The following is an 18,669-nucleotide window of genomic DNA, read 5'->3' on the forward strand; positions in this document are numbered from 1 at the left end:
TCACAATCGCGGCCATGACTCAAACACCCACCATCCTCATCGTGCCCGGTTGGCGCGACTCTGGCCCCGGCCACTGGCAAAGTCTGTGGGCGGAGTCCATTGTGGGCGCGGTGCGTGTGCAGCAAGACAACTGGATTTCTCCCACGCGTAGCGCATGGGTGGGACGCATTGCTGAAACCATCCTCGCGCAAGACGGCCCAGTGGTTCTGGTGGCGCACAGCTTGGGCTGCATCGCTTCTACCCACTTGCCACCCGAGGCAGTGGCGCGTGTGCATGGCGCTTTGTTGGTCGCACCGGCTGACCCTGAGCGACGCGCGCCCTTGGTCGACTTTGCACCTGTGCCGTACCAGCCCTTACCTTATCGCAGTGTGGTGGTGGCCAGCAGCAACGACCCGTATTGCCCTGTGAGAACCGCAGGGGCCTATGCCAGGTCATGGGGCAGCGAGTTTGTGCGCTTGCAAAACGCAGGGCACATCAACATCGACTCTGGTTTTGGTGCATGGCCCTTGGGGCTGGCACTGTTGCAGTCTTTGGTGGAAACACCTTTGGTATTTAAGTCGACCACATCGGCAGAGTCTCATCATTCTTTGGAGCTTCAAACGGTATGAAAAAATTTCTACACACCACCTTGGTCGCCGCGTTATTGAGCGCCAGCTCTTTGGCCTCTGCGCAAACACTGCTCAATGCGTCGTATGACGTGGCCCGTGAGTTCTACAAGGACTACAACCAAGCCTTTGTCGCGCACTACAAAAAGACCACAGGCAAAGACATCAAGATTGACCAAGCCCACGGTGGCTCTAGCGCCCAAGCCCGTGCCGTCAACGATGGATTGGATGCAGACGTGGTCAGCATGAACACCACCACTGATATTGAGTTTTTGGCCAACAACGGCGTGGTCGCCAAAGACTGGGCGAAGAAGTTCCCCAACAACGCATCGCCCACCACATCGACCATGTTGTTCCTCACGCGCAATGGCAACCCCAAGGGCATCAAGGACTGGGACGACCTGACCAAGCCTGGCGTGCAAGTCATCGTCGTTAACCCCAAAACGGGCGGCAATGGCCGCATGGCGTATTTGGCTGCTTGGGCCTATGCGCGTAAAAAAGGCCAAACCGATGCGCAAGCTGCTGAGTTTGTGGGCAAGATTTTCAAGAACGTACCCGTGCTCGCCAAAGGCGGTCGCGATGCCACCACCATCTTTTTGCAACGCAACATTGGCGATGTGTTGGTGACGTTTGAGTCCGAAGTCGTCTCGGTCGACCGCGAGTTTGGCGAAGGCAAGGTGGATGCCGTGCACCCATCAGTCAGCATCATTGCGGAGAACCCAGTGGCGGTGGTGGAACGCACAGTGGCTAAGAAAGGCACAGGCGAATTGGCCAAGGCTTACTTGAACTACCTGTACTCCGATGAAGCGCAAGAGATTGCAGCCAAACACGCCTTACGCCCACGCTCACCCGCCTTGCTGAAGAAGTATGCAGCCACCTTCAAGCCCATTCAGTTGGTGCCTGTGAGTGAGTATTTCGGTTCACTCAGTGAAGCGCAAAAAGTCCACTTCAACGATGGTGGCCAGTTCGACAAGATTTATACGGTGAAGTAATTTTTCATGGCATTGTTTTCTCTGGCGCGCAGCCATAAGGCTGCGCGTGTTCTTCCCGGCTTCAACATCACGTTAGGTTTCACGCTCACGTATCTGAGCTTGATCGTGTTGATTCCGCTCTCGGCATTGATCTTCAAAACCTTCACCCTCACATGGGACCAATTCATTGAGGCCGTTACAGGCCCCCGTGTGATGGCGTCTTACCGCCTCACGTTTGGTGCGTCGCTGATTGCTGCATTGGTCAACGTGGTGTTTGGTTTGCTCGTGGCCTGGGTGCTGGTGCGTTACAACTTCTTCGGTAAGAAGGTGGTCGATGCCTTGGTGGATTTGCCCTTTGCTTTGCCCACAGCGGTGGCCGGTATTTCGCTCACCGCTTTGTTAGCGGGTAATGGTTGGGTGGGGCAGTGCCTGGAGCCTTTGGGCATTCAGTTGGCGTTCAACCCCAACGGTGTGGTGATTGCACTCATCTTCATTGGCTTGCCGTTTGTGGTGCGCACCGTGCAGCCGGTCTTGGAAGACGCAGAGAAAGAACTCGAAGAAGCTGCTACTTGTTTGGGAGCCACACGTTGGCAAACTTTTAGCCGTGTGATTTTTCCAAGCATTGCGCCTGCATTGCTCACGGGGTTTGCCATGGCCTTTGCGCGTGCGATTGGTGAATATGGCTCAGTCATTTTCATTGCGGGCAATATGCCCATGGTGTCTGAAATCACACCGCTCATCATCATCGGTAAGTTGGAGCAATACGACTATGCCGGTGCCACTGCCGTGGCCGTGGTGATGCTGGTCATTTCGTTCATCTTGTTGTTGGTTATCAATGCGCTGCAAGCATGGCAACGCCGCCATACAGGAGCCCCAGCATGACAACGACATTGAATCCCTCTTCACGCCGTGCGCAAGCGGGTACGACGGAGCCCGCATGGGTGCGCTACAGCCTGATTGGCTTGGCGCTCACGTTTATGTTTTTCTTCTTGGTTTTGCCATTGGCTGCGGTGTTCACCGAAGCTCTGCGCAAAGGCTTTGAAGCGTATTGGGAGGCTTTGCAAGAGCCCGATGCATGGTCGGCCATTCGCTTGACCTTCATCACCGCCTTGGTTGCCGTGCCCTTGAACTTGGTGTTTGGCATTGCGGCTGCATGGGCCATTGCCAAATACGAATTCACAGGCAAAGCGTTTTTGACCACGCTGGTGGATTTGCCGTTCTCGGTGTCGCCAGTCGTTGCGGGCTTGATTTATGTGTTGATGTTTGGCGCGCAAGGCTGGTTCGGCCCTTGGTTGCAAGAACACGACATCAAGATCATTTTTGCGGTGCCCGGCATTGTGTTGGCCACGGTGTTTGTCACGTTCCCGTTCATCGCGCGTGAGTTGATTCCGCTCATGCAAGCGCAGGGCAATGACGAAGAGCAAGCGGCCATTGTGTTGGGGGCTACAGGCTGGCAAACCTTTTGGTATGTCACGCTGCCCAACATCAAGTGGGGTTTGATTTACGGCGTCATCTTGTGTAACGCCCGCGCCATGGGTGAGTTTGGTGCGGTGTCGGTGGTGTCTGGCCACATCCGTGGCCAGACCAACACCATGCCTTTGCATGTGGAAATTTTGTACAACGAATATCAGTCTGTGGCGGCGTTTGCGGTGGCTTCGCTGCTGGCTTTGCTGGCCTTGGTCACGTTGGCCATTAAGTCGGTGGTTGAGTGGCGTCATGCCAATGAACTCAAAGCCGCGGCTGACTTACCACCAGAGCGTCCACACGCATAAATACGAGTAAAGAAATATGAGCATCGAAATCAGAAACATCCACAAACAGTTTGGCGACTTCCAAGCGCTGGGCGATGTAAGCCTTGACATTCATTCTGGCGAGTTGATCGCCTTGTTGGGCCCATCGGGCTGCGGTAAAACCACCTTGCTGCGCATCATCGCGGGTTTAGAAACGGCTGACGCGGGCACGATTTTGTTCAGCGGTGAAGACACCACCCATGTGCATGTGCGCGAGCGCCAAGTGGGTTTTGTGTTTCAACACTACGCCTTGTTCCGCCACATGACGGTGTTTGAAAACGTGGCCTTTGGCCTGCGCGTGAAACCACGCAACGAACGCCCCAGCGAAGAACAGATCAAAAAGAAAGTGCACGACTTGTTGAGCCTGGTGCAACTCGATTGGTTGGCCGATCGCTACCCCTCACAACTCTCGGGTGGTCAACGCCAACGCATTGCCTTGGCCCGTGCCTTAGCGGTGGAGCCCAAAGTGTTGTTGCTGGACGAACCCTTTGGTGCTTTGGACGCCAAGGTGCGCAAAGAACTGCGCCGCTGGTTGCGCCGCTTGCACGATGACTTGAATGTGACCACCATCTTTGTGACCCATGACCAAGAAGAGGCCCTCGAAGTGGCCGACCGCGTGGTGGTGATGAACAAAGGTCATGTCGAGCAAGTGGGTAGCCCTCAAGAAGTGTGGGGACACCCAGCCAGCCCGTTTGTGTATGGCTTCTTGGGCGATGTGAACTTGTTCCATGGCCGTGCCCACGAAGGCGAAATGCACATTGGCGTGGAAGATCAAACTGTGCGCGTGCCCAGCCCAGAACACCATGACACACAAGACGCCAAAGCTTTTGCGTATGTGCGTCCCCACGATTTGGATGTGCGTCGTTACACCTCAGGTGACGAAGGCATCGTGGCGCAGCTGACCCGTGCCATCGTAGTGGGGCCGATTGCTCGTTTAGAGCTGCTGGCCGCTGAGGGAGACAGCCCATCAGACCAACAGATCATTGAAGCGCAAATCCCTGCATCGCAGTATTACGAGCAGGGATTTACAGAGGGTGACACCTTGGTGCTCACACCGCGCAAAGCGCGGGTGTTTGTCGCTTAAGCCTGTTTAAACGCGCTGCTTGAACCAAGCCAATGCGCGCGCAAAGCCATCTGTCGCAGGACCTGCGCGATAGCTGGTGCGGTAGTCGGCGTGGAAGGCGTGCGGGGCATCGGGGTAGAGCACAAACTCGCAGGCCTTGGCCGCCTTGTTGCCTTGGGTGGCCGCTTGGGCTAAGGCCTCCTTCATGGTGTTGACCGAGGTGACCGGAATGCCCGTGTCTGCACCACCGTACAAACCCAACACTGGGGCTTTGAGCAGAGCCACCAAATCAACGGGGTGCTTGGGGTTGTTTGCGTTGGTTTGGCCTTCCACACGTCCGTACCAAGCGACACCTGCTTTGAGCTTGGGGTTGTGTGCGGCATACAGCCATGTGATGCGCCCGCCCCAGCAAAAGCCGGTGATGGCAGCGCGGTTGGCGTTGCCGCCGTTTTTGCTTGCCCATTGCAGGGTGGCATCCAAGTCGGCCATCACTTGGGCGTCAGGCACTTTGGCGATGACTTCGGCTTGCAGTTTGGCAATTTCGCCATAGGCGCTGGGGTCACCTTGGCGCACAAACAATTCGGGAGCAATGGCTAAATAGCCAGCTTTGGCGAAGCGACGTGTGACATCGGCAATGTATTCATGCACACCGAAGATTTCAGAGATCACCAAGACCACAGGCAAATTGGTTTGGCCTTTGGGTGCCGAGCGATAAGCCGGCATTTTGAAGCCGTTGACATCAATCATCACTTCGCCTTCGACCAGGCCTTCGCCTGATGTTTGGATGGCGGTTTGTGCGATCAACGGCATGGCCGCTGCGGCGTAGCCCAAGCCCAATGCGGTTTGCAAAGCCAAGCGGCGCGTAGGCGCTGCATCGTCAGTGCTGTTGAGCAGGGCTTGCGTGTCTTGAATCCAGTTGGTGTGCATGAAGTTCCCTTGTTAGAAATCGCCTTTCAGAACGGGGAAGCCCAACGCTGCCCAGTCCAACATACCGCCGCGATAGTAATAAATTTTCGAAGCAGGGAAGCCGTCACGTGTCATGGCCTGAATGGCGGTGGGGCTTTGTGGGCACACGGGGCCGTTACAGAATGCAAATACTTTTTTGGCGCCTGCGCAGTCCCAGCCATTAGCGGTTTTCTTGCAGCCCAACTCGTTCAAGCGAGCAGACACCTCGGTGTAGACGATGTGGTGTGAGCCTGGGATGGTGCCTTGCTCGCGGTCTTCGGGTTCACGCATGTCGACCAACATGGCATCTCGATCATTCATGGCGTTGAGCATTTCAATTTCGGTCACAGGAGTGACGCCTGCGACAGGCACCAAGGGCTGCAGCCAACCTTTGTTTTTGGCGCAAGGTGTCATGACACGCTTGATTTCACGCTCTTCGCCTTTGGCGTTTTTCACCACGAATTTGGTGTCAGTACCAATGATGCGCAGGTACTCGGGTTCTGCGGCAATGCTGTTGAAGCTAAGCGCAGCCAATCCGATGGCGGCAAAGAGGTGTGCAAGGTTGAATTTCATGAGGTTCTTTCATTGAAGTTAAAAAAAAAGAGCTTCCCTGAGTGATCTCGTTGGGAAGCTCATCAAGGTACGAGTACCAGTCGTATTACTTGGCGCCGCCTAACACCCAAACAGCCAAGGCTTTGGCATCGGCGTCGCTGAGTTGGGGTTGTGGTGGCATGGGGATGGGGCCCCATTTGCCGCTGCCACCGGCTTTGATGTTTTTGATCACAGTGGCTTCGGCATCAGCTTGGCCCGCATACTTTTTGGCCACGTCTTGATAGGCAGGGCCGACAATCTTTTTGTCTGCTGCATGGCAAGCCAAGCAGTTGTTCTTTTTAGCCAAATCGGCGTTGGCCCAAGCACTTGTTGTGGCCAGTGCGATGAGTGCGACAGCGATGTGTTGTTTCATCTGAATTCCCATGAAATTAAATAATTCATTAATTGCTTATGAATTAATTCTATCCCTGGCGTGAGGGATGAATTTCAAGGGATTTCCCTGCTCAACCAGGCCTACCAAACGCGCAGCATGCGCTTGGGCTTGACCATGGACTCTTTGCACATCTTGTCGTCGCCGCGTGCGTGCTGCATGTAGGCGATGTTGCGAAAGTAGCTGATTTCCTTGATTTGCTCCACATTGACGATGGCATCTTTGCGCAACTGGCCGTCCATCACCACGGGGCACGCAATGATTTGCCACCATTTGCGGTCTTCGCCGTATTGGCTGCGCAGGGCTTTGTCAACGGCAGCAATGTCTTCGGCGCAAGAGCTCGCCCATGCAGGCGTACAAGCTGCGAGCCAGCCAACGAAGATCAGACGTGAAAGATGCATGGTGTTATTTCAGTCGTGCATTGAGTTGGCGCAACTGGGCTTCACCCAAATCACCGCTGGCCGCGTACAAGCGGAGTTGGTCCATCAAGGTTTGTGTGCGTAGTTGCAGCACGGCAAGTTCGGCTTGTGCCGCATCATGTTCAGCGCCCAGCCATTCGTTGGTGGTGCGTGCGCCGGTGCGATGCGCTTGTCGGGTCGCGCTCAAGCGTGCTTTGCTGGCTTGCTCGGATTGGCTCAGTGCTTGCAAACGTGCAGGTGCCGTGCTGAGGCTTTGCCATGCGTCACGCACCTGCTGCTCCATCTGCAACTCGGCTGCTTCTTGGTCGTAGCGCAGTTTTTCGACTTGCTTCAAGGCTTCGCGTTCACGCGACTCCACCATGCCGCCGGTGCTCAGCGGTGCATTGAGTTGCAAGCCCACCATGTATTGCGTCATTTGATTGCTGGCATTGCTGCTGTATGCGCCGTTGCCAGCCAAGCGGTCCATTTGCGCTTGCGCTACCCAGTCGAGGGTCATGGCGTTGCCTGCTTTGATGCGTTTGGCTTCTTGGGCTTGAATGGCTTGTTGCAGACCCATCATTTGCAGGGTGGGCGATTGTTGTTTGGCGCGTTGCACCCAAGTGTGGGCATCGGCCAAATTGACGAGCGCCGAGTCGACTTTGGCAATGCCAGCCAGTTGCGTGGGCTCTTGCCCGGTGAGTTGACGATAGGCCACTTGCTTTGTGGCTAAGTTGTTTTCTTGGGTGAGTACATGGGCGCGAATTTCTGACACCCGTGCGTTGGCTTCTTGCACATCCATCACACTGGCGTCACCCACCGCTTGGCGTTTGCTGATTTCAGCTGCGGCTTGTTGCACCGCTTTTTGTTGACGCTGCAAGATGGTCAATGTTTGCTCGGCGGCGACCACATCCAAATAGCGTTGCGCTGTGCGCATGATGAGCGTTTGTTGCGCTTGTTGCCATTGGGTCTGTGCGATTTGTGCCGACAGTTCGAGCTGCTTGCTTTGCGCTTCGCGCTCGGGGCTGATCCAAGCCTTTTGTGCGCCGATGCTGGCACGAGTGAGGGCACCGACGTTGACGTTGGTTTTGAACGTCATGTCGCTCATCATGCCTGGTACTTCTGCGCCTTTGATTCGACTGTCCGCACCGCCAACACCGACAGCACCGTTGGCAGACACCATCGGTGCCCACAAAGCTTTGGCTTGTTCTTGTCGAAATGTGGCTTGCTCGTGCAAGGCGCGGGCCGCTGCAATTTCGGGGTCGCGTGTTTGGGCGGCTTGCCATGCGCTCATCAAATCGGCGGCGTGTGCGGTGCTGGTCAAGCCAGCGAAGGTCAAGGCGGTGAAAAGAGGCAAGCGTTTCATGCGTGTTCTCCTGAAATGACAGAGGCAGGCTTGTTTTTGAAAGCCATGAAATAGAGCAACGGAATCACCAACAAGGTGAGTGCGGTTGAGACAAAAATTCCGAAGATGAGCGAGATGGCCAGGCCGTTGAAGATCGGATCATCCAAGATAAAGAACGCGCCCATCATGGCGGCCAAGCCAGTCAACACAATCGGCTGTGCGCGTGTGATGGCCGAGGCCACCACGGCGTCTTTCAATGCCACACCTTGGGAGACCTGCAATCGGATGAAGTCCACCAACAAGATGGAGTTGCGCACGATGATGCCGGCCAACGCAATCATGCCAATCATCGATGTAGCGGTATAGGGCGCACCTAGGAGTGCGTGACCAGGCATCACGCCGATGATGGTGAGCGGAATTGGCGCCATGATGATGAGCGGCACAAGGTATGAACCAAACTGCGCCACTACCAATAGGTAAATCAACACCAAGCCCAAGGCATAGGCTGCGCCCATGTCGCGGAAGGTTTCATAGGTCATTTGCCACTCGCCATCCCATTTCACTGCGTAGTGTTGGTAGGGGTCTTTGGGCTGTTGGATGAAGTATTCATCCACAGCTTGACCATTGGGCGCTTGAATTTGGCCGAGGCCACTGCGCATGCCAAACATTCCGTACAAGGGGCTGTCGACCTTGCCCGCCATGTCGCCCACCACATAAGTGACGGGCAGCAAGTCTTTGTGATAAATAGGTTGCTCGCGTTGGGTGTCACTGACAGTGACGAGCTGGCGAATCGGCACGATTTCACGCTGCGAGTTACGCACACCCAAGCTCAGCAGTTTTTCCAGCGAATCTTGCTCGCTCTTAGGCAAGCGGATAACGATGGCACCTGCGTATTTGTTTTGGTCGTGTGCGTAAACAGTGGATTCACCGGCCAAGCCTGCACGCAAAGTGCTGACGATGGCTTGATGCGACACACCCATTTGCGCGGCCTTTTGGCGATTGATGAGCAGCACTTGGCGCGGTGCGGCGCTGATGGTGCTGTCGTCCACATCCACCACACCTGACTGTGCGTTAAACATGGCACGCACAGATTTAGCGACCTGATGACGGCCCTCGTCGGTGGGGCCATACACCTCGGCCACGATGGGGGCCAGTACAGGTGGGCCTGGTGGCACTTCAATCACTTTGACATTCGCGTTGAACTGCTTGCCAATAGCTTGCAGCGCAGGGCGCTCGCGTGTCGCGATGATGTGGCTCTGTGCTTTGCGCAAGTGCTTGTCTTGCAGGTTGACTTGGATGTCGCCCACATGGCCACCGCTACGCAAATAGTACTGACGCACCAAGCCGTTGAAGTTGATCGGGGCGCTCAGACCTGCATACGCTTGGTAGTTGATCACCTCGGGTACGGTGGCCAAGTGCGCGCCCAAGGCCCGCAACACTTTTTCAGTTTCTTCCACGCGTGTGCCCGATGGCATGTCGACCACAACTTGGAATTCAGACTTGTTGTCAAACGGCAGCATCTTCAAGGCCACCAAGCCAGCCACGGGCAAGGCCACCGACAACACGATGGCGCCGAGCACAGCCGCACCCAAGCTCCAACGGTTGCGTTGACCCGACTGCGCATTCAGGAATGGGCTGAACACACCGTGGAAAAAGCGCTTGAGCCACTTTTTGAATGCACTGTTGTCGGCAGGGTCGTGTGTGTGTGCGGTCTTCATCCAAATGCGCGCCAACCAAGGTGTGACCACAAATGCCACCGCCAATGACAACAACATGCCCATGCTGGCGTTGATGGGGATGGGGCTCATATAAGGGCCCATCAAGCCCGTCACAAACGCCATGGGTAATAAGGCTGCGATGACGGTGAAGGTGGCAAGGATGGTAGGTGCACCCACTTCATCGACTGCACCCGGAATGATTTGTGTGAGGGTTTTGTGTGGGAACAGTGCTTGGTGGCGATGGATGTTCTCCACCACCACGATGGCGTCATCCACCAAGATGCCAATTGAGAAAATCAGGGCAAACAAGGATACGCGGTTGAGTGTGAAGCCCCAGGCCCAAGAGGCGAACAGCGTGACCGTCAAGGTCAAGATCACAGCAGTGCCCACAATGGCCGCTTCACGACGGCCCAAAGCGATGAACACCAAGGCCACCACAGAGGCGGTGGCAAAAAGCAACTTTTGAATCAGTTTTTGTGCTTTGTCATTCGCAGTTTCTCCGTAGTTGCGTGTGGTGGTGACGTCCACGTTTGCGGGAATCTTGCTTTGCTTGAGTGTGGCCACTTGTGCCAACACAGCATCAGCCACCTCAATGGCGTTTTCACCGGGCTTTTTCGTCACGGCGATGGTCACAGCGGTGCGTTCGTTCGGCTTGGCACCTGCCACACCATGCCACACGGCGGTGTTGGCTTGTGCACCGCCATCCCGCACTTGGGCAATGTCATGCACGTGAATGGGGGTGCCTGCACGCACACCCACCACCAAGCTCGCCACATCTTTGGCGCTGCTGAAGAAGGGGCCCGACTCAATGGCGATGGCTTGTTGGCCCACCAACAAATCGCCCACAGGTGCGCCCAAGTGAGCGCCTTGCAGCGCCATGCGCAACTCGGGCACCGTGATGCCTGCGGCCTGCATGCGCGCTGGGTCGATGTCAATCTGAATGGCGCGTGAGGGGCCGCCCATTGTGGTGACTTCGCGTGTGCCTTTGACACGCTTTAAATCCATCTCGATGTTTTGGGCAATGCCTTCGAGTTCAAACGCACTCAGGTCAGCATCTTTGCCGTGCAGGGTGAGCGACAGAATGGGCACATCGTCGATGCCCTTCGGCTTGATGAGCGGCTGCATCACGCCTAGGCCTTTTGGCAGCCAATCGGCATGTGAGTTGACGGTGTCATACAAACGCACCAAAGCTTCGGTGCGGGGGACGCCTACTTTGTATTGCACGGTAACGACCGACATGCCTGGCTGCGACACCGACATGACATGCTCTACGCCGGTGATTTGCGAAAGCACTTGCTCGGCCGGACCAGACACCATTTGCTCTACATCTTTCACCGACGCACCCGGGAAAGGAATGAGCACATTGGCCATCGTTACATTGATTTGCGGCTCTTCTTCGCGAGGTGTGACGAGCACAGCAAACACGCCCAATAAAAAGCACACCAGCGCCAACAGTGGCGTGATTTGCGAGGCTTGGAACAAGCGGGCCAATCGGCCTGAGATGCGGAGTTTGGAATCAGTCATGTCGCTATTCTATAAATAATTGACTGATTATTTAATTAAACAATTATTTAATCATTCAGTTAAATATGGATAGAATCAGCACATGACCCAACTACCAGAACAAGCCATCGATCGCGTGGCCAATTATTTCCAGGCGCTGGCCGAGCCGACGCGTTTGCGGATCTTGAACTTGCTGCGTGAGGCTGAGCACAACGTGGGCGAGCTGGCTGAAGCTTGTGGCTACACCGCTGCCAATATGTCACGCCACTTAGCTGTGCTAATGCAACAAGGTTTTGTTAAGCGCGAAGGCCGAGGTACCAGCGTGTACTACCAAATCGCCGATCCCACCATCTATGCGCTGTGTGATTTGGTGTGCGATCGAATCACCCAACAACACCTTGAGCAGGCTTGGCCCATGGTGGCTGCATCTAAAAAACGTGTCTCTGGAACAAGGAAATCAGTATGAAAACCGCTCATGACCTCGTCGTGCAAGCCAAACAAGATGTGCAAGAAATTTCAGTTGATCAAGCTGTGCTTGCGATTCAAACATGTGATGTGCTGATTGATGTCCGCGAAGCAGATGAATACGCAGCGGGTCATCTGCCTGGTGCTATCCACATGTCGCGTGGCATGTTGGAGTTCAAGATCGCAAGCAACCCGAAGATGCAGCCGCGCGATCTCAACATCGTTCTGTATTGCAAAACCAGTGGCCGTGCTGCGTTGAGCGCAAAGTCGTTGGCTGAAATGGGTTACACCCATGTGCGATCCATTGCGGGTGGTGTGGATGCATGGGTGGCTGCAGGCCATGAGGTCTACAAGCCGGCTCAACCTTCATTTGAGTAAGCGGAGTTGGCATGACTGGAAAAATAATCCGCGTTGAGCTATCGCAACGCAATGACTACCGCTTCGACATAGCATTTGGCGATGACATGCCGTTGCTGACCAGCGATGAGCCTGCACCGTTAGGCACAGGGCTAGGCCCTTCGCCCGTGCAAATGCTTTGTGCCGCAGTAGGCAACTGTTTGTCAGATTCTCTGTTGTTTGCATTTCGCAAGTTCAAACAAGTGCCAAAACCTATTCAATGCGTGGTAATGGCTGAGGTAGGGCGTAATGACGACAACCGTTTGCGTGTGCTGCACATGACAGCTCAGATTCGCATGGGTGTACTGGCCGCATCGCTTGAACAGCTCAGCCATGTGCTGGCGCAGTTTGAAGAGTTTTGCACAGTGACCCAAAGTGTCCGCCAAGGCATTCCCATCACGGTGGAAGTGTTTGACAGTGCGGGGCAGCAACTGAAGTAATTGAAGAAGGACAAAAAATGAGCACGTTTGATCACGCCAATTTGATACAAGGCATTAATGAATGCCTCACCCCATTTCGAAAATCACAGTCTGAAGCCATGCAAGGCTTTGGTCAGTTGGCTCGTGCGTCGATGGCAGAAGGCACGATCAGCGCCAAGAACAAAGAGCTGATTGCGTTGGCCATTGGTATCACTCAGCATTGCTCAGGGTGTGTGGGCTTTCATGTGAAGGCCTTGCGCAAACTGGGATGCACCCGCGAAGAGCTGGAAGAAATGCTGACCATTTGCGTTTACATGGGCGGTGGCCCAGCACTGATGTATTCCGCCGAAGCCCTCAAAGCTTGGGACACATTGGCTTAATTTTTAAATCACGATTGACAGCTATGAGCACTGACCCACAAGAACCTAAAAAAGTCATCCCTATTCAAGCTGCGCCTGCTGACGACAGCGAAGAAATGGTGTCGTTGTATGCGGCGGCTAAAAAAATCTACCCACGTTCGGTCGAAGGCATTTTTGCTTATTGGCGTTGGGTCATGGTGGCCATCACGCAAATTGTGTTCTACGGTTTGCCATGGGTGGAGTGGGGCACGCGTCAAGCCGTGTTGTTTGACTTAGAGGCCCGTCGTTTTTACATCTTCGGTTTGGTTCTCTACCCACAAGACTTCATTTATTTGACAGGCTTGTTGGTCATCTCAGCCTTGGCGCTGTTCTTGTTCACAGCTGTGGCGGGGCGTTTGTGGTGTGGCTATGCCTGCCCGCAAACGGTGTACAGCGAAATCTTTTTGTGGATCGAGCGCAAGATCGAGGGTGATCGCTCTGCGCGTATGCGTTTGGACGACGCTGATTTTTCTTTGAAGAAGCTCAGCAAGAAAACCTACAAACACACCGCATGGATTGTGTTGTCGCTCTGGACGGGCTTCACCTTTGTCGGCTACTTCACCCCGATTCAAGAACTGTTGGTTGCCGCCAAAGATTGGAACTTTGGCCCTTGGCAATTTTTCTGGGTGTTCTTCTATGCGTTTGCCACGTATGGCAATGCAGGTTTCATGCGTGAGCAAGTGTGTAAATACATGTGTCCTTATGCACGCTTCCAAAGCGCCATGTTTGACCATGACACGCTCATCGTCACCTATGACGCCGAACGCGGTGAGCCTCGTGGCCCACGCTCTAAGAAGACCGACCTTGCTGCCGCCAACTTGGGCGCTTGCGTGGATTGCACTTTGTGTGTGCAGGTGTGTCCAACGGGTATCGATATTCGCGACGGTTTGCAATACGAATGCATTGGCTGTGGCGCCTGTGCCGACGTGTGCGACACTGTGATGGAAAAAGTGGGCTATGCCAAAGGCTTGGTGCGCTACACCACGCAAAACGCCATGGCCAACAAATGGACAACCCAACAAACGGTGATGCGTGTGTTGCGCCCTCGTGTGTTGATCTACACATCAATTTTGATGGCGATCATCATGGCTGTGGGTGTTTCGCTGGCCATGCGCACACCGTTCAAGGTCGATGTGGTGAGGGATCGCGCCACACTGGCTCGCATCACAGAAAACGGTGGCATCGAAAACATTTACCGCCTCCAAGTGATGAATGCGTCTGAGAAAGACAAAACTTTCCAGCTCTCCGTCAATGGCATGAAGGACATCCGCATCGAAACCGAAACAGATGTGAAGGTTGCTTCCGCGCAATCGCATTGGGTGGTTTTGCGCGTGACCATTCCTTACGGTTCTGCTGAGCCTGGTTCACACAAGATCGTGTTCGACATCAAAGACGCCTTGGGTCACGATGTGATTCATGAAAAGTCGGTCTTTTTGGTGCCGCGTTAATTGACTTCTGTTGGTGTGGGTTGAGTGCTTTAACTTTTAGGTTGTCATGAATCGTCATCTCGTATTGCTGTCTATCGCGCAGGGCTTGTTCCTGACCAACAACGTCACCTTCATCGCCATCAATGGTTTGGTGGGTTTGAGTTTGGCACCTGATACTTGGATGGCCACGTTGCCTGTGATGGGCTATGTGGTGGGCGGTGCGCTCAGCACGGGGTTGGTGGCGAAATCGCAGCAACGCTTTGGCCGCAAGGGTTCATTTCAGTTGGGGCTTTTGGTGGCCTTGCTGTCTGCTGCGTTGGGTGCGTTTGCTGTGTTTTCACAATCCTTCTGGTTGTTGGTCACAGCCACCGTGGTGGCGGGGTACTACAGCGCGAATGGTCAGTTGTACCGTTTTGCAGCGGCCGAGTTGTGCAAGCCTGACTTCCGCGAAAAGGCGGTGTCTTTGGTGATGGCTGGTGGTCTCATTGGTGCAGTCATTGGGCCGAATTTGGCCATTCAAACCAAGAGCTTATTGGGCACGCCCTTCGCAGGCGCGTATGTGGCGCTGATGGGGGTTGCTGTACTGTCTATGGCGGTGATGAGCTTGATCACCTTCCCACCAGCACCTGTGGCGAAAACGGATGACACGGGTGGTCGCCCCTTGAGGCAGATCATGCGTCAGTCGATCTTTTTTGTGGCTGCAATGGCAGCGGCTTTGGGCTATGGCGTGATGAACTTACTCATGGCAGCCACACCCTTGGCCATGCAGGTGTGTGGCTTGTCGTTTGAAGATACCGGCTGGGTGCTGCAGTGGCACGTGATTGGCATGTTTGCACCTGGCTTTTTCACAGGGCACTTGATCAAACGCTTTGGCGTCTTGTCTGTCATGGGTGTTGGCGTGCTGCTCAACATCGCATGCATTGCGGTGGCGTTGTCAGGGGTGGATTTGCACCAGTTTTTGATTGCGTTGTTTTTGTTGGGCGTCGGCTGGAATTTCTTATTCACAGGCAGCACCACGCTGTCGATGCAGGCCTACACACCGCAAGAGAAAAATCGCGCTCAGGCAGCTATTAACTTTTGTGTGTTTGCCACCATGGCGTTCACCTCGTTTGCCTCGGGTGCTTTGGTGACTACGCAAGGTTGGGCGTGGCTCAATTGGGGGTCGCTGGTGCCTGTGCTGATCACAGGCATGGGCTTGCTGTGGTTGGCGCGAAAAAAAGCCTCAGCGCCCTGAGGGGCTGAGGTTTTGTGGGTACGCGCTGTTTACTGTGCGGGCTCTTCTTCAGCGGCTTTCATGGGGCAGGTGTTGATGCCCAACAAGGTGTAAGCGCCGCAAAAACGAAACACGCCCGTTGCCAAAGGAATGGCGCCTAAAAACCCCCAAGCGCCAACAACACCAGTAGCTGCCAATGCGATGAGTGCCAAGCCTGCGACGATGCGCAAGATGCGGTCAATGCCGCCGACGTTTGCTGTCATAAATTTCTCCTGAAGAAAACACTATTAGACACGCAACCGAGCAGAAATGCTTGAGTTAAATCAAGCCTAAAAATCAGCGTGACGAAATTTGCGATACTGACAAAAAACTGTCATATTTGCCATGTCTACATCACACACACTTTCTCGCGCCAATTTATCGGGTGATATTTGGGGTGGCTTTGCGGCCATGTTGGTGGCGTTGCCTTCTGCGATTGCATTTGGCGTCACAATTTTTTCTCCGCTGGGGGCTGACTTTGGTGCCAAAGGCGCTTTGGCTGGCATGTTGGGCGTCACGGCGCTGGGCTTGATTGCGGCGACGTTTGGAGGCACGCAGCGGCTCATTTCCGCACCATGTGCGCCTGCGGCGGCGGTGTTGTCGGCATTGACGATTCAAATGACGCAACAAGGTTCAGGTGTGGGTGCTGTGGTGCTGACCTTGTTCTTGGTGGCGTTTGTCAGCAGCTTGGTGCAGATCTCTTTTGGTTTGTTGCGCATTGGTGAACTCATCAAGTACATGCCGTTTCCCGTGGTGAGCGGCTACCTCAGTGGTGTGGGCTTGATCATCATCATGAGCCAACTTCCCAAGTGGATGGCACTACCCAAAGGCATGAACTGGTGGCAAGGCTTGCACGCCATGGAGCTGTGGCAAGCCCCCAGTTTGATTGTGGGTGCGGCCACCGCTGCCTTCATGCTTTTGGCCCCGCGCATCTCGAACAAAGTGCCTGCCGTGATTGTGGGTTTGTTGGGCGGCATGGCCTCGTATTGGTTGTTGGCATTCAGTGCTTGGCCTGAACTGCGCAATTTGCACGACAACCCATTCATCATTGGCCCATTGGCTGTGGGCGGCGAAGGTTTTTTTGAATCGCTGCTTGACCCATTTCGTAGCTTGAGCGAATCAGGCATGCCCAACTGGACTCAAATTGCATTTCCAGCGGTGACTCTGGCTGTGCTCTTGTCGATTGACACCCTCAAGACCTGTGTGGTGCTCGACGCCATGACTGGCTCGCGCCACGACTCCAACAAAGAACTCATTGGCCAAGGCTTGGGCAACTTGGCTGCTTCGCTCATCGGTGGTGCACCTGGTGCAGGCACCATGGGCGCGACCTTGGTCAACAAAGCCAGCGGTGGCACGACCTATTTGTCGGGGGTGTTCCAAGGCGTGTGGTCATTGTTGGCGATTTTGTTACTCACCTCAGTGATTGCATGGGTGCCTGTGTCTGCTTTGGCCGCTTTGCTGATCGTGATTGGTGTCAAGATGATTGACTGGCATTCCTTGCAGCTGCTCAAAGCCAAAGACACCATGCTCGACTTTGCCGTGATTGTGCTGGTGGTGATTGTGGCCAACACCGTGAGTTTGATTGCAGCTTCAGGTGTAGGCGTGGCCATGGCCATCATGTTGTTCTTGCGTGAGCAAATTCACACCTCCACCATCCGTCGCAAAACCTTTGGTGACAAGGTGTTCTCGCAGCGCGTGCGCGGTCAGCGTGAGCGTGATGTGTTGGCAGAGACGGGTGGCCACACGGTGATTTTTGAATTGCAAGGCAGCTTGTTTTTCGGCACCACCGATCAGCTCTACACCGCCATTGAACCTGAGTTGAGCAAGGCCAAGTTTGTGGTGCTTGATTTCATGCGTGTGCAGTCGATGGATATGACGGCAGGCCACATGATTGAGCGCATTCGCAATATGTTGTCTGAGCGCCATGCACGCTTGGTGCTCACACGCGTGCCCGAGCGTTTGCCCAGTGGGCGTGATTTGCGCTCTTATGTGGACCACATTGGTTTGTTGTCTGACAGCACAGCCAAAATTTTTGACGAGTTCGACGAAGCGCTCGAATGGATTGAAGACGAAACGTTGGCGCTTGCAGGCCACGCCCATGTGTCGCACGAAGGCATTCCCTTGGGTAAGTTTGAAATCTTCCACGGCTTGAACGACGAAGAGATTGCAGCGCTCGAACGCTGCGCCCAACGCCATGTGTATGAGGCGGGCGATTTGGTGTTCAGCGCTGACTCAGGCGGCCATGAACTGATGCTCATCAGTCGAGGCGAAGTGAAGGTGAGTTTGCCCTTGGCCAATGGCAAGACCATTCACCTCACCACATTCAGCCGTGGTCAGTTCTTTGGCGAGATGTCGTTCTTAGATGGCCGCGCTCACTCGGCCGATGTGTACGCCACACGTGAGACCGAACTGATTGCCATCGATCGCAAAGCCTTTGCCACGGTGGCAGCAGGCGATCCGGTGATGAGCATCAGCGTCATGCGAGCGGTGGCCTTGGCGATTGCCGACCGCTTGCGCCACGCCAACGCAGAGCTGCGAGAGATGCGTCAGGCTTGATGCTGTTTATTTAGCGGGTGGACGGTACATCGCACAAATCTTGTTGCCCGCTGGGTCACGCAAGTAAGCGATGTAGTAGCTAAATGCTGGGTTGGTGCGTAGGCCTGGGGGGTCTTCGCAGCTCACGCCGCCGTGGGCTACGCCAGCGGCGTGAAAGGCCAACACTTCAGCTTCTGATTTGGCGGCAAAGCCAAACGTGCTGCCATTGCCAAACGTGGCGGGCTCACCATTGATGGGCAGAGTGATGCCAAACGTGCCTGTGGGTGTGCGGTACACATAGCGGCTGCCACCACCTGTGCCAGGGGCGTGTCCGAGAGCGCCGAGCGCTGCATCGTAAAACTGGCGCGATGCTTCAATGTCTTTGGCGCCTAAAAAAACGTGGGTGAACATGCGAGTCTCCTGATGTGTCTAGACAAAGAAAAAAGCGGCTCGGTTACCC

Annotated in this window: 20 protein-coding genes; 12 read left to right on the forward strand and 8 right to left on the reverse strand. The window is 54.8% G+C overall.

The window, feature by feature from the left end; all coding sequences use genetic code 11:
- Positions 1-14: 14 nt before the first annotated feature.
- From QMG27_RS03015 to QMG27_RS03035, 5 genes are read left to right on the forward strand one after another with little or no spacing between them, the layout of a single operon-like run.
- Positions 15-608 (forward strand): alpha/beta hydrolase, encoded by a 594-nt coding sequence (locus QMG27_RS03015; protein ID WP_281813046.1) that lies wholly within the window; start codon positions 15-17, stop codon positions 606-608.
- Positions 605-1,597 carry a sulfate ABC transporter substrate-binding protein gene (locus QMG27_RS03020; protein WP_281813049.1) on the forward strand — a complete coding sequence of 331 codons (993 nt, stop codon included), beginning with the start codon at positions 605-607 and terminating at the stop codon, positions 1,595-1,597. Before QMG27_RS03015 ends, QMG27_RS03020 begins: the two co-directional genes overlap by 4 nt.
- 6 nt (positions 1,598-1,603) lie before the next feature.
- A complete protein-coding gene (gene cysT / locus QMG27_RS03025) occupies positions 1,604-2,458 on the forward strand; it encodes a sulfate ABC transporter permease subunit CysT (RefSeq protein ID WP_281813052.1) in 855 nt (284 codons plus the stop codon).
- On the forward strand, positions 2,455-3,348 hold the full coding sequence (gene cysW, locus QMG27_RS03030) for a sulfate ABC transporter permease subunit CysW (RefSeq protein WP_281813055.1): 894 nt from the start codon (positions 2,455-2,457) through the stop codon (positions 3,346-3,348). The genes cysT and cysW overlap by 4 nt, the downstream gene beginning before the upstream one ends.
- A 16-nt stretch (positions 3,349-3,364) precedes the next feature.
- Positions 3,365-4,450 (forward strand): sulfate ABC transporter ATP-binding protein, encoded by a 1,086-nt coding sequence (locus tag QMG27_RS03035; RefSeq protein WP_281813058.1) that lies wholly within the window; start codon positions 3,365-3,367, stop codon positions 4,448-4,450.
- A 6-nt stretch (positions 4,451-4,456) separates the two neighbouring features.
- On the opposite strand, the gene QMG27_RS03040 is transcribed toward QMG27_RS03035, so the two are convergent.
- The 6 genes from QMG27_RS03040 to QMG27_RS03065 form a co-directional block, all read right to left on the reverse strand.
- Positions 4,457-5,356 (reverse strand): dienelactone hydrolase family protein, encoded by a 900-nt coding sequence (locus QMG27_RS03040; protein WP_281813060.1) that lies wholly within the window; start codon positions 5,354-5,356, stop codon positions 4,457-4,459.
- Between the two features lie 12 nt (positions 5,357-5,368).
- Positions 5,369-5,947: a rhodanese-like domain-containing protein gene (locus QMG27_RS03045; RefSeq protein ID WP_281813062.1), complete on the reverse strand. Its 579-nt coding sequence runs from the start codon at positions 5,945-5,947 to the stop codon at positions 5,369-5,371.
- Between the two features lie 85 nt (positions 5,948-6,032).
- The gene (locus QMG27_RS03050; RefSeq protein WP_281813064.1) at positions 6,033-6,338 is read right to left on the reverse strand and encodes a c-type cytochrome; all 306 of its coding nucleotides are present in this window, start codon (positions 6,336-6,338) and stop codon (positions 6,033-6,035) included.
- 101 nt (positions 6,339-6,439) lie between these two features.
- A complete protein-coding gene (locus QMG27_RS03055) occupies positions 6,440-6,757 on the reverse strand; it encodes a hypothetical protein (protein WP_281813067.1) in 318 nt (105 codons plus the stop codon).
- 4 nt (positions 6,758-6,761) lie between these two features.
- Positions 6,762-8,117, reverse strand: coding sequence for a TolC family protein (locus tag QMG27_RS03060; protein ID WP_281813069.1), 1,356 nt, complete (start codon positions 8,115-8,117; stop codon positions 6,762-6,764).
- Positions 8,114-11,338 carry an efflux RND transporter permease subunit gene (locus QMG27_RS03065; protein WP_281813071.1) on the reverse strand — a complete coding sequence of 1,075 codons (3,225 nt, stop codon included), beginning with the start codon at positions 11,336-11,338 and terminating at the stop codon, positions 8,114-8,116. The genes QMG27_RS03060 and QMG27_RS03065 overlap by 4 nt, the downstream gene beginning before the upstream one ends.
- Positions 11,339-11,420: 82 nt before the next feature.
- Here QMG27_RS03065 and QMG27_RS03070 point away from each other — a divergent pair, with 82 nt between their 5' ends.
- Genes QMG27_RS03070 through QMG27_RS03095 form a run of 6 tightly spaced genes read left to right on the forward strand, consistent with a single transcriptional unit; the run spans position 11,421 to position 15,656 of the window.
- Entirely contained in the window at positions 11,421-11,783 is a 363-nt protein-coding gene (locus tag QMG27_RS03070; RefSeq protein ID WP_281813074.1) for a metalloregulator ArsR/SmtB family transcription factor, read from the forward strand.
- Complete coding sequence (locus QMG27_RS03075; protein WP_281813076.1) at positions 11,780-12,160, forward strand: rhodanese-like domain-containing protein; 381 nt, start codon at positions 11,780-11,782, stop codon at positions 12,158-12,160. Before QMG27_RS03070 ends, QMG27_RS03075 begins: the two co-directional genes overlap by 4 nt.
- A gap of 11 nt (positions 12,161-12,171) precedes the next feature.
- A complete protein-coding gene (locus QMG27_RS03080) occupies positions 12,172-12,618 on the forward strand; it encodes an OsmC family protein (protein ID WP_281813079.1) in 447 nt (148 codons plus the stop codon).
- Between the two features lie 17 nt (positions 12,619-12,635).
- Positions 12,636-12,977, forward strand: a complete 342-nt coding sequence (locus QMG27_RS03085) for a carboxymuconolactone decarboxylase family protein (RefSeq protein WP_281813082.1) — start codon at positions 12,636-12,638, stop codon at positions 12,975-12,977.
- 23 nt (positions 12,978-13,000) lie between these two features.
- Complete coding sequence (gene ccoG, locus QMG27_RS03090; RefSeq protein WP_281813085.1) at positions 13,001-14,443, forward strand: cytochrome c oxidase accessory protein CcoG; 1,443 nt, start codon at positions 13,001-13,003, stop codon at positions 14,441-14,443.
- A gap of 46 nt (positions 14,444-14,489) precedes the next feature.
- Positions 14,490-15,656 carry an MFS transporter gene (locus QMG27_RS03095; protein ID WP_281813087.1) on the forward strand — a complete coding sequence of 389 codons (1,167 nt, stop codon included), beginning with the start codon at positions 14,490-14,492 and terminating at the stop codon, positions 15,654-15,656.
- Positions 15,657-15,685: 29 nt separating this feature from the next.
- Here QMG27_RS03095 and QMG27_RS03100 read toward each other — a convergent pair whose 3' ends face one another.
- The gene (locus tag QMG27_RS03100) at positions 15,686-15,898 is read right to left on the reverse strand and encodes a DUF2892 domain-containing protein (protein WP_281813088.1); all 213 of its coding nucleotides are present in this window, start codon (positions 15,896-15,898) and stop codon (positions 15,686-15,688) included.
- Between the two features lie 121 nt (positions 15,899-16,019).
- On the opposite strand from QMG27_RS03100, the gene QMG27_RS03105 reads away from it, so the two are divergent.
- The gene (locus tag QMG27_RS03105) at positions 16,020-18,230 is read left to right on the forward strand and encodes an SLC26A/SulP transporter family protein (RefSeq protein WP_281813091.1); all 2,211 of its coding nucleotides are present in this window, start codon (positions 16,020-16,022) and stop codon (positions 18,228-18,230) included.
- A 6-nt stretch (positions 18,231-18,236) separates the two neighbouring features.
- Here the strand turns inward: QMG27_RS03105 and QMG27_RS03110 are convergent, their stop codons facing one another.
- Complete coding sequence (locus QMG27_RS03110; RefSeq protein WP_281813093.1) at positions 18,237-18,620, reverse strand: VOC family protein; 384 nt, start codon at positions 18,618-18,620, stop codon at positions 18,237-18,239.
- Between the last annotated feature and the right edge of the window lie 49 nt (positions 18,621-18,669).

The sequence above is a fragment of the Limnohabitans sp. MORI2 genome, assembly GCF_027925025.1.
GTDB lineage: Bacteria > Pseudomonadota > Gammaproteobacteria > Burkholderiales > Burkholderiaceae_C > Limnohabitans.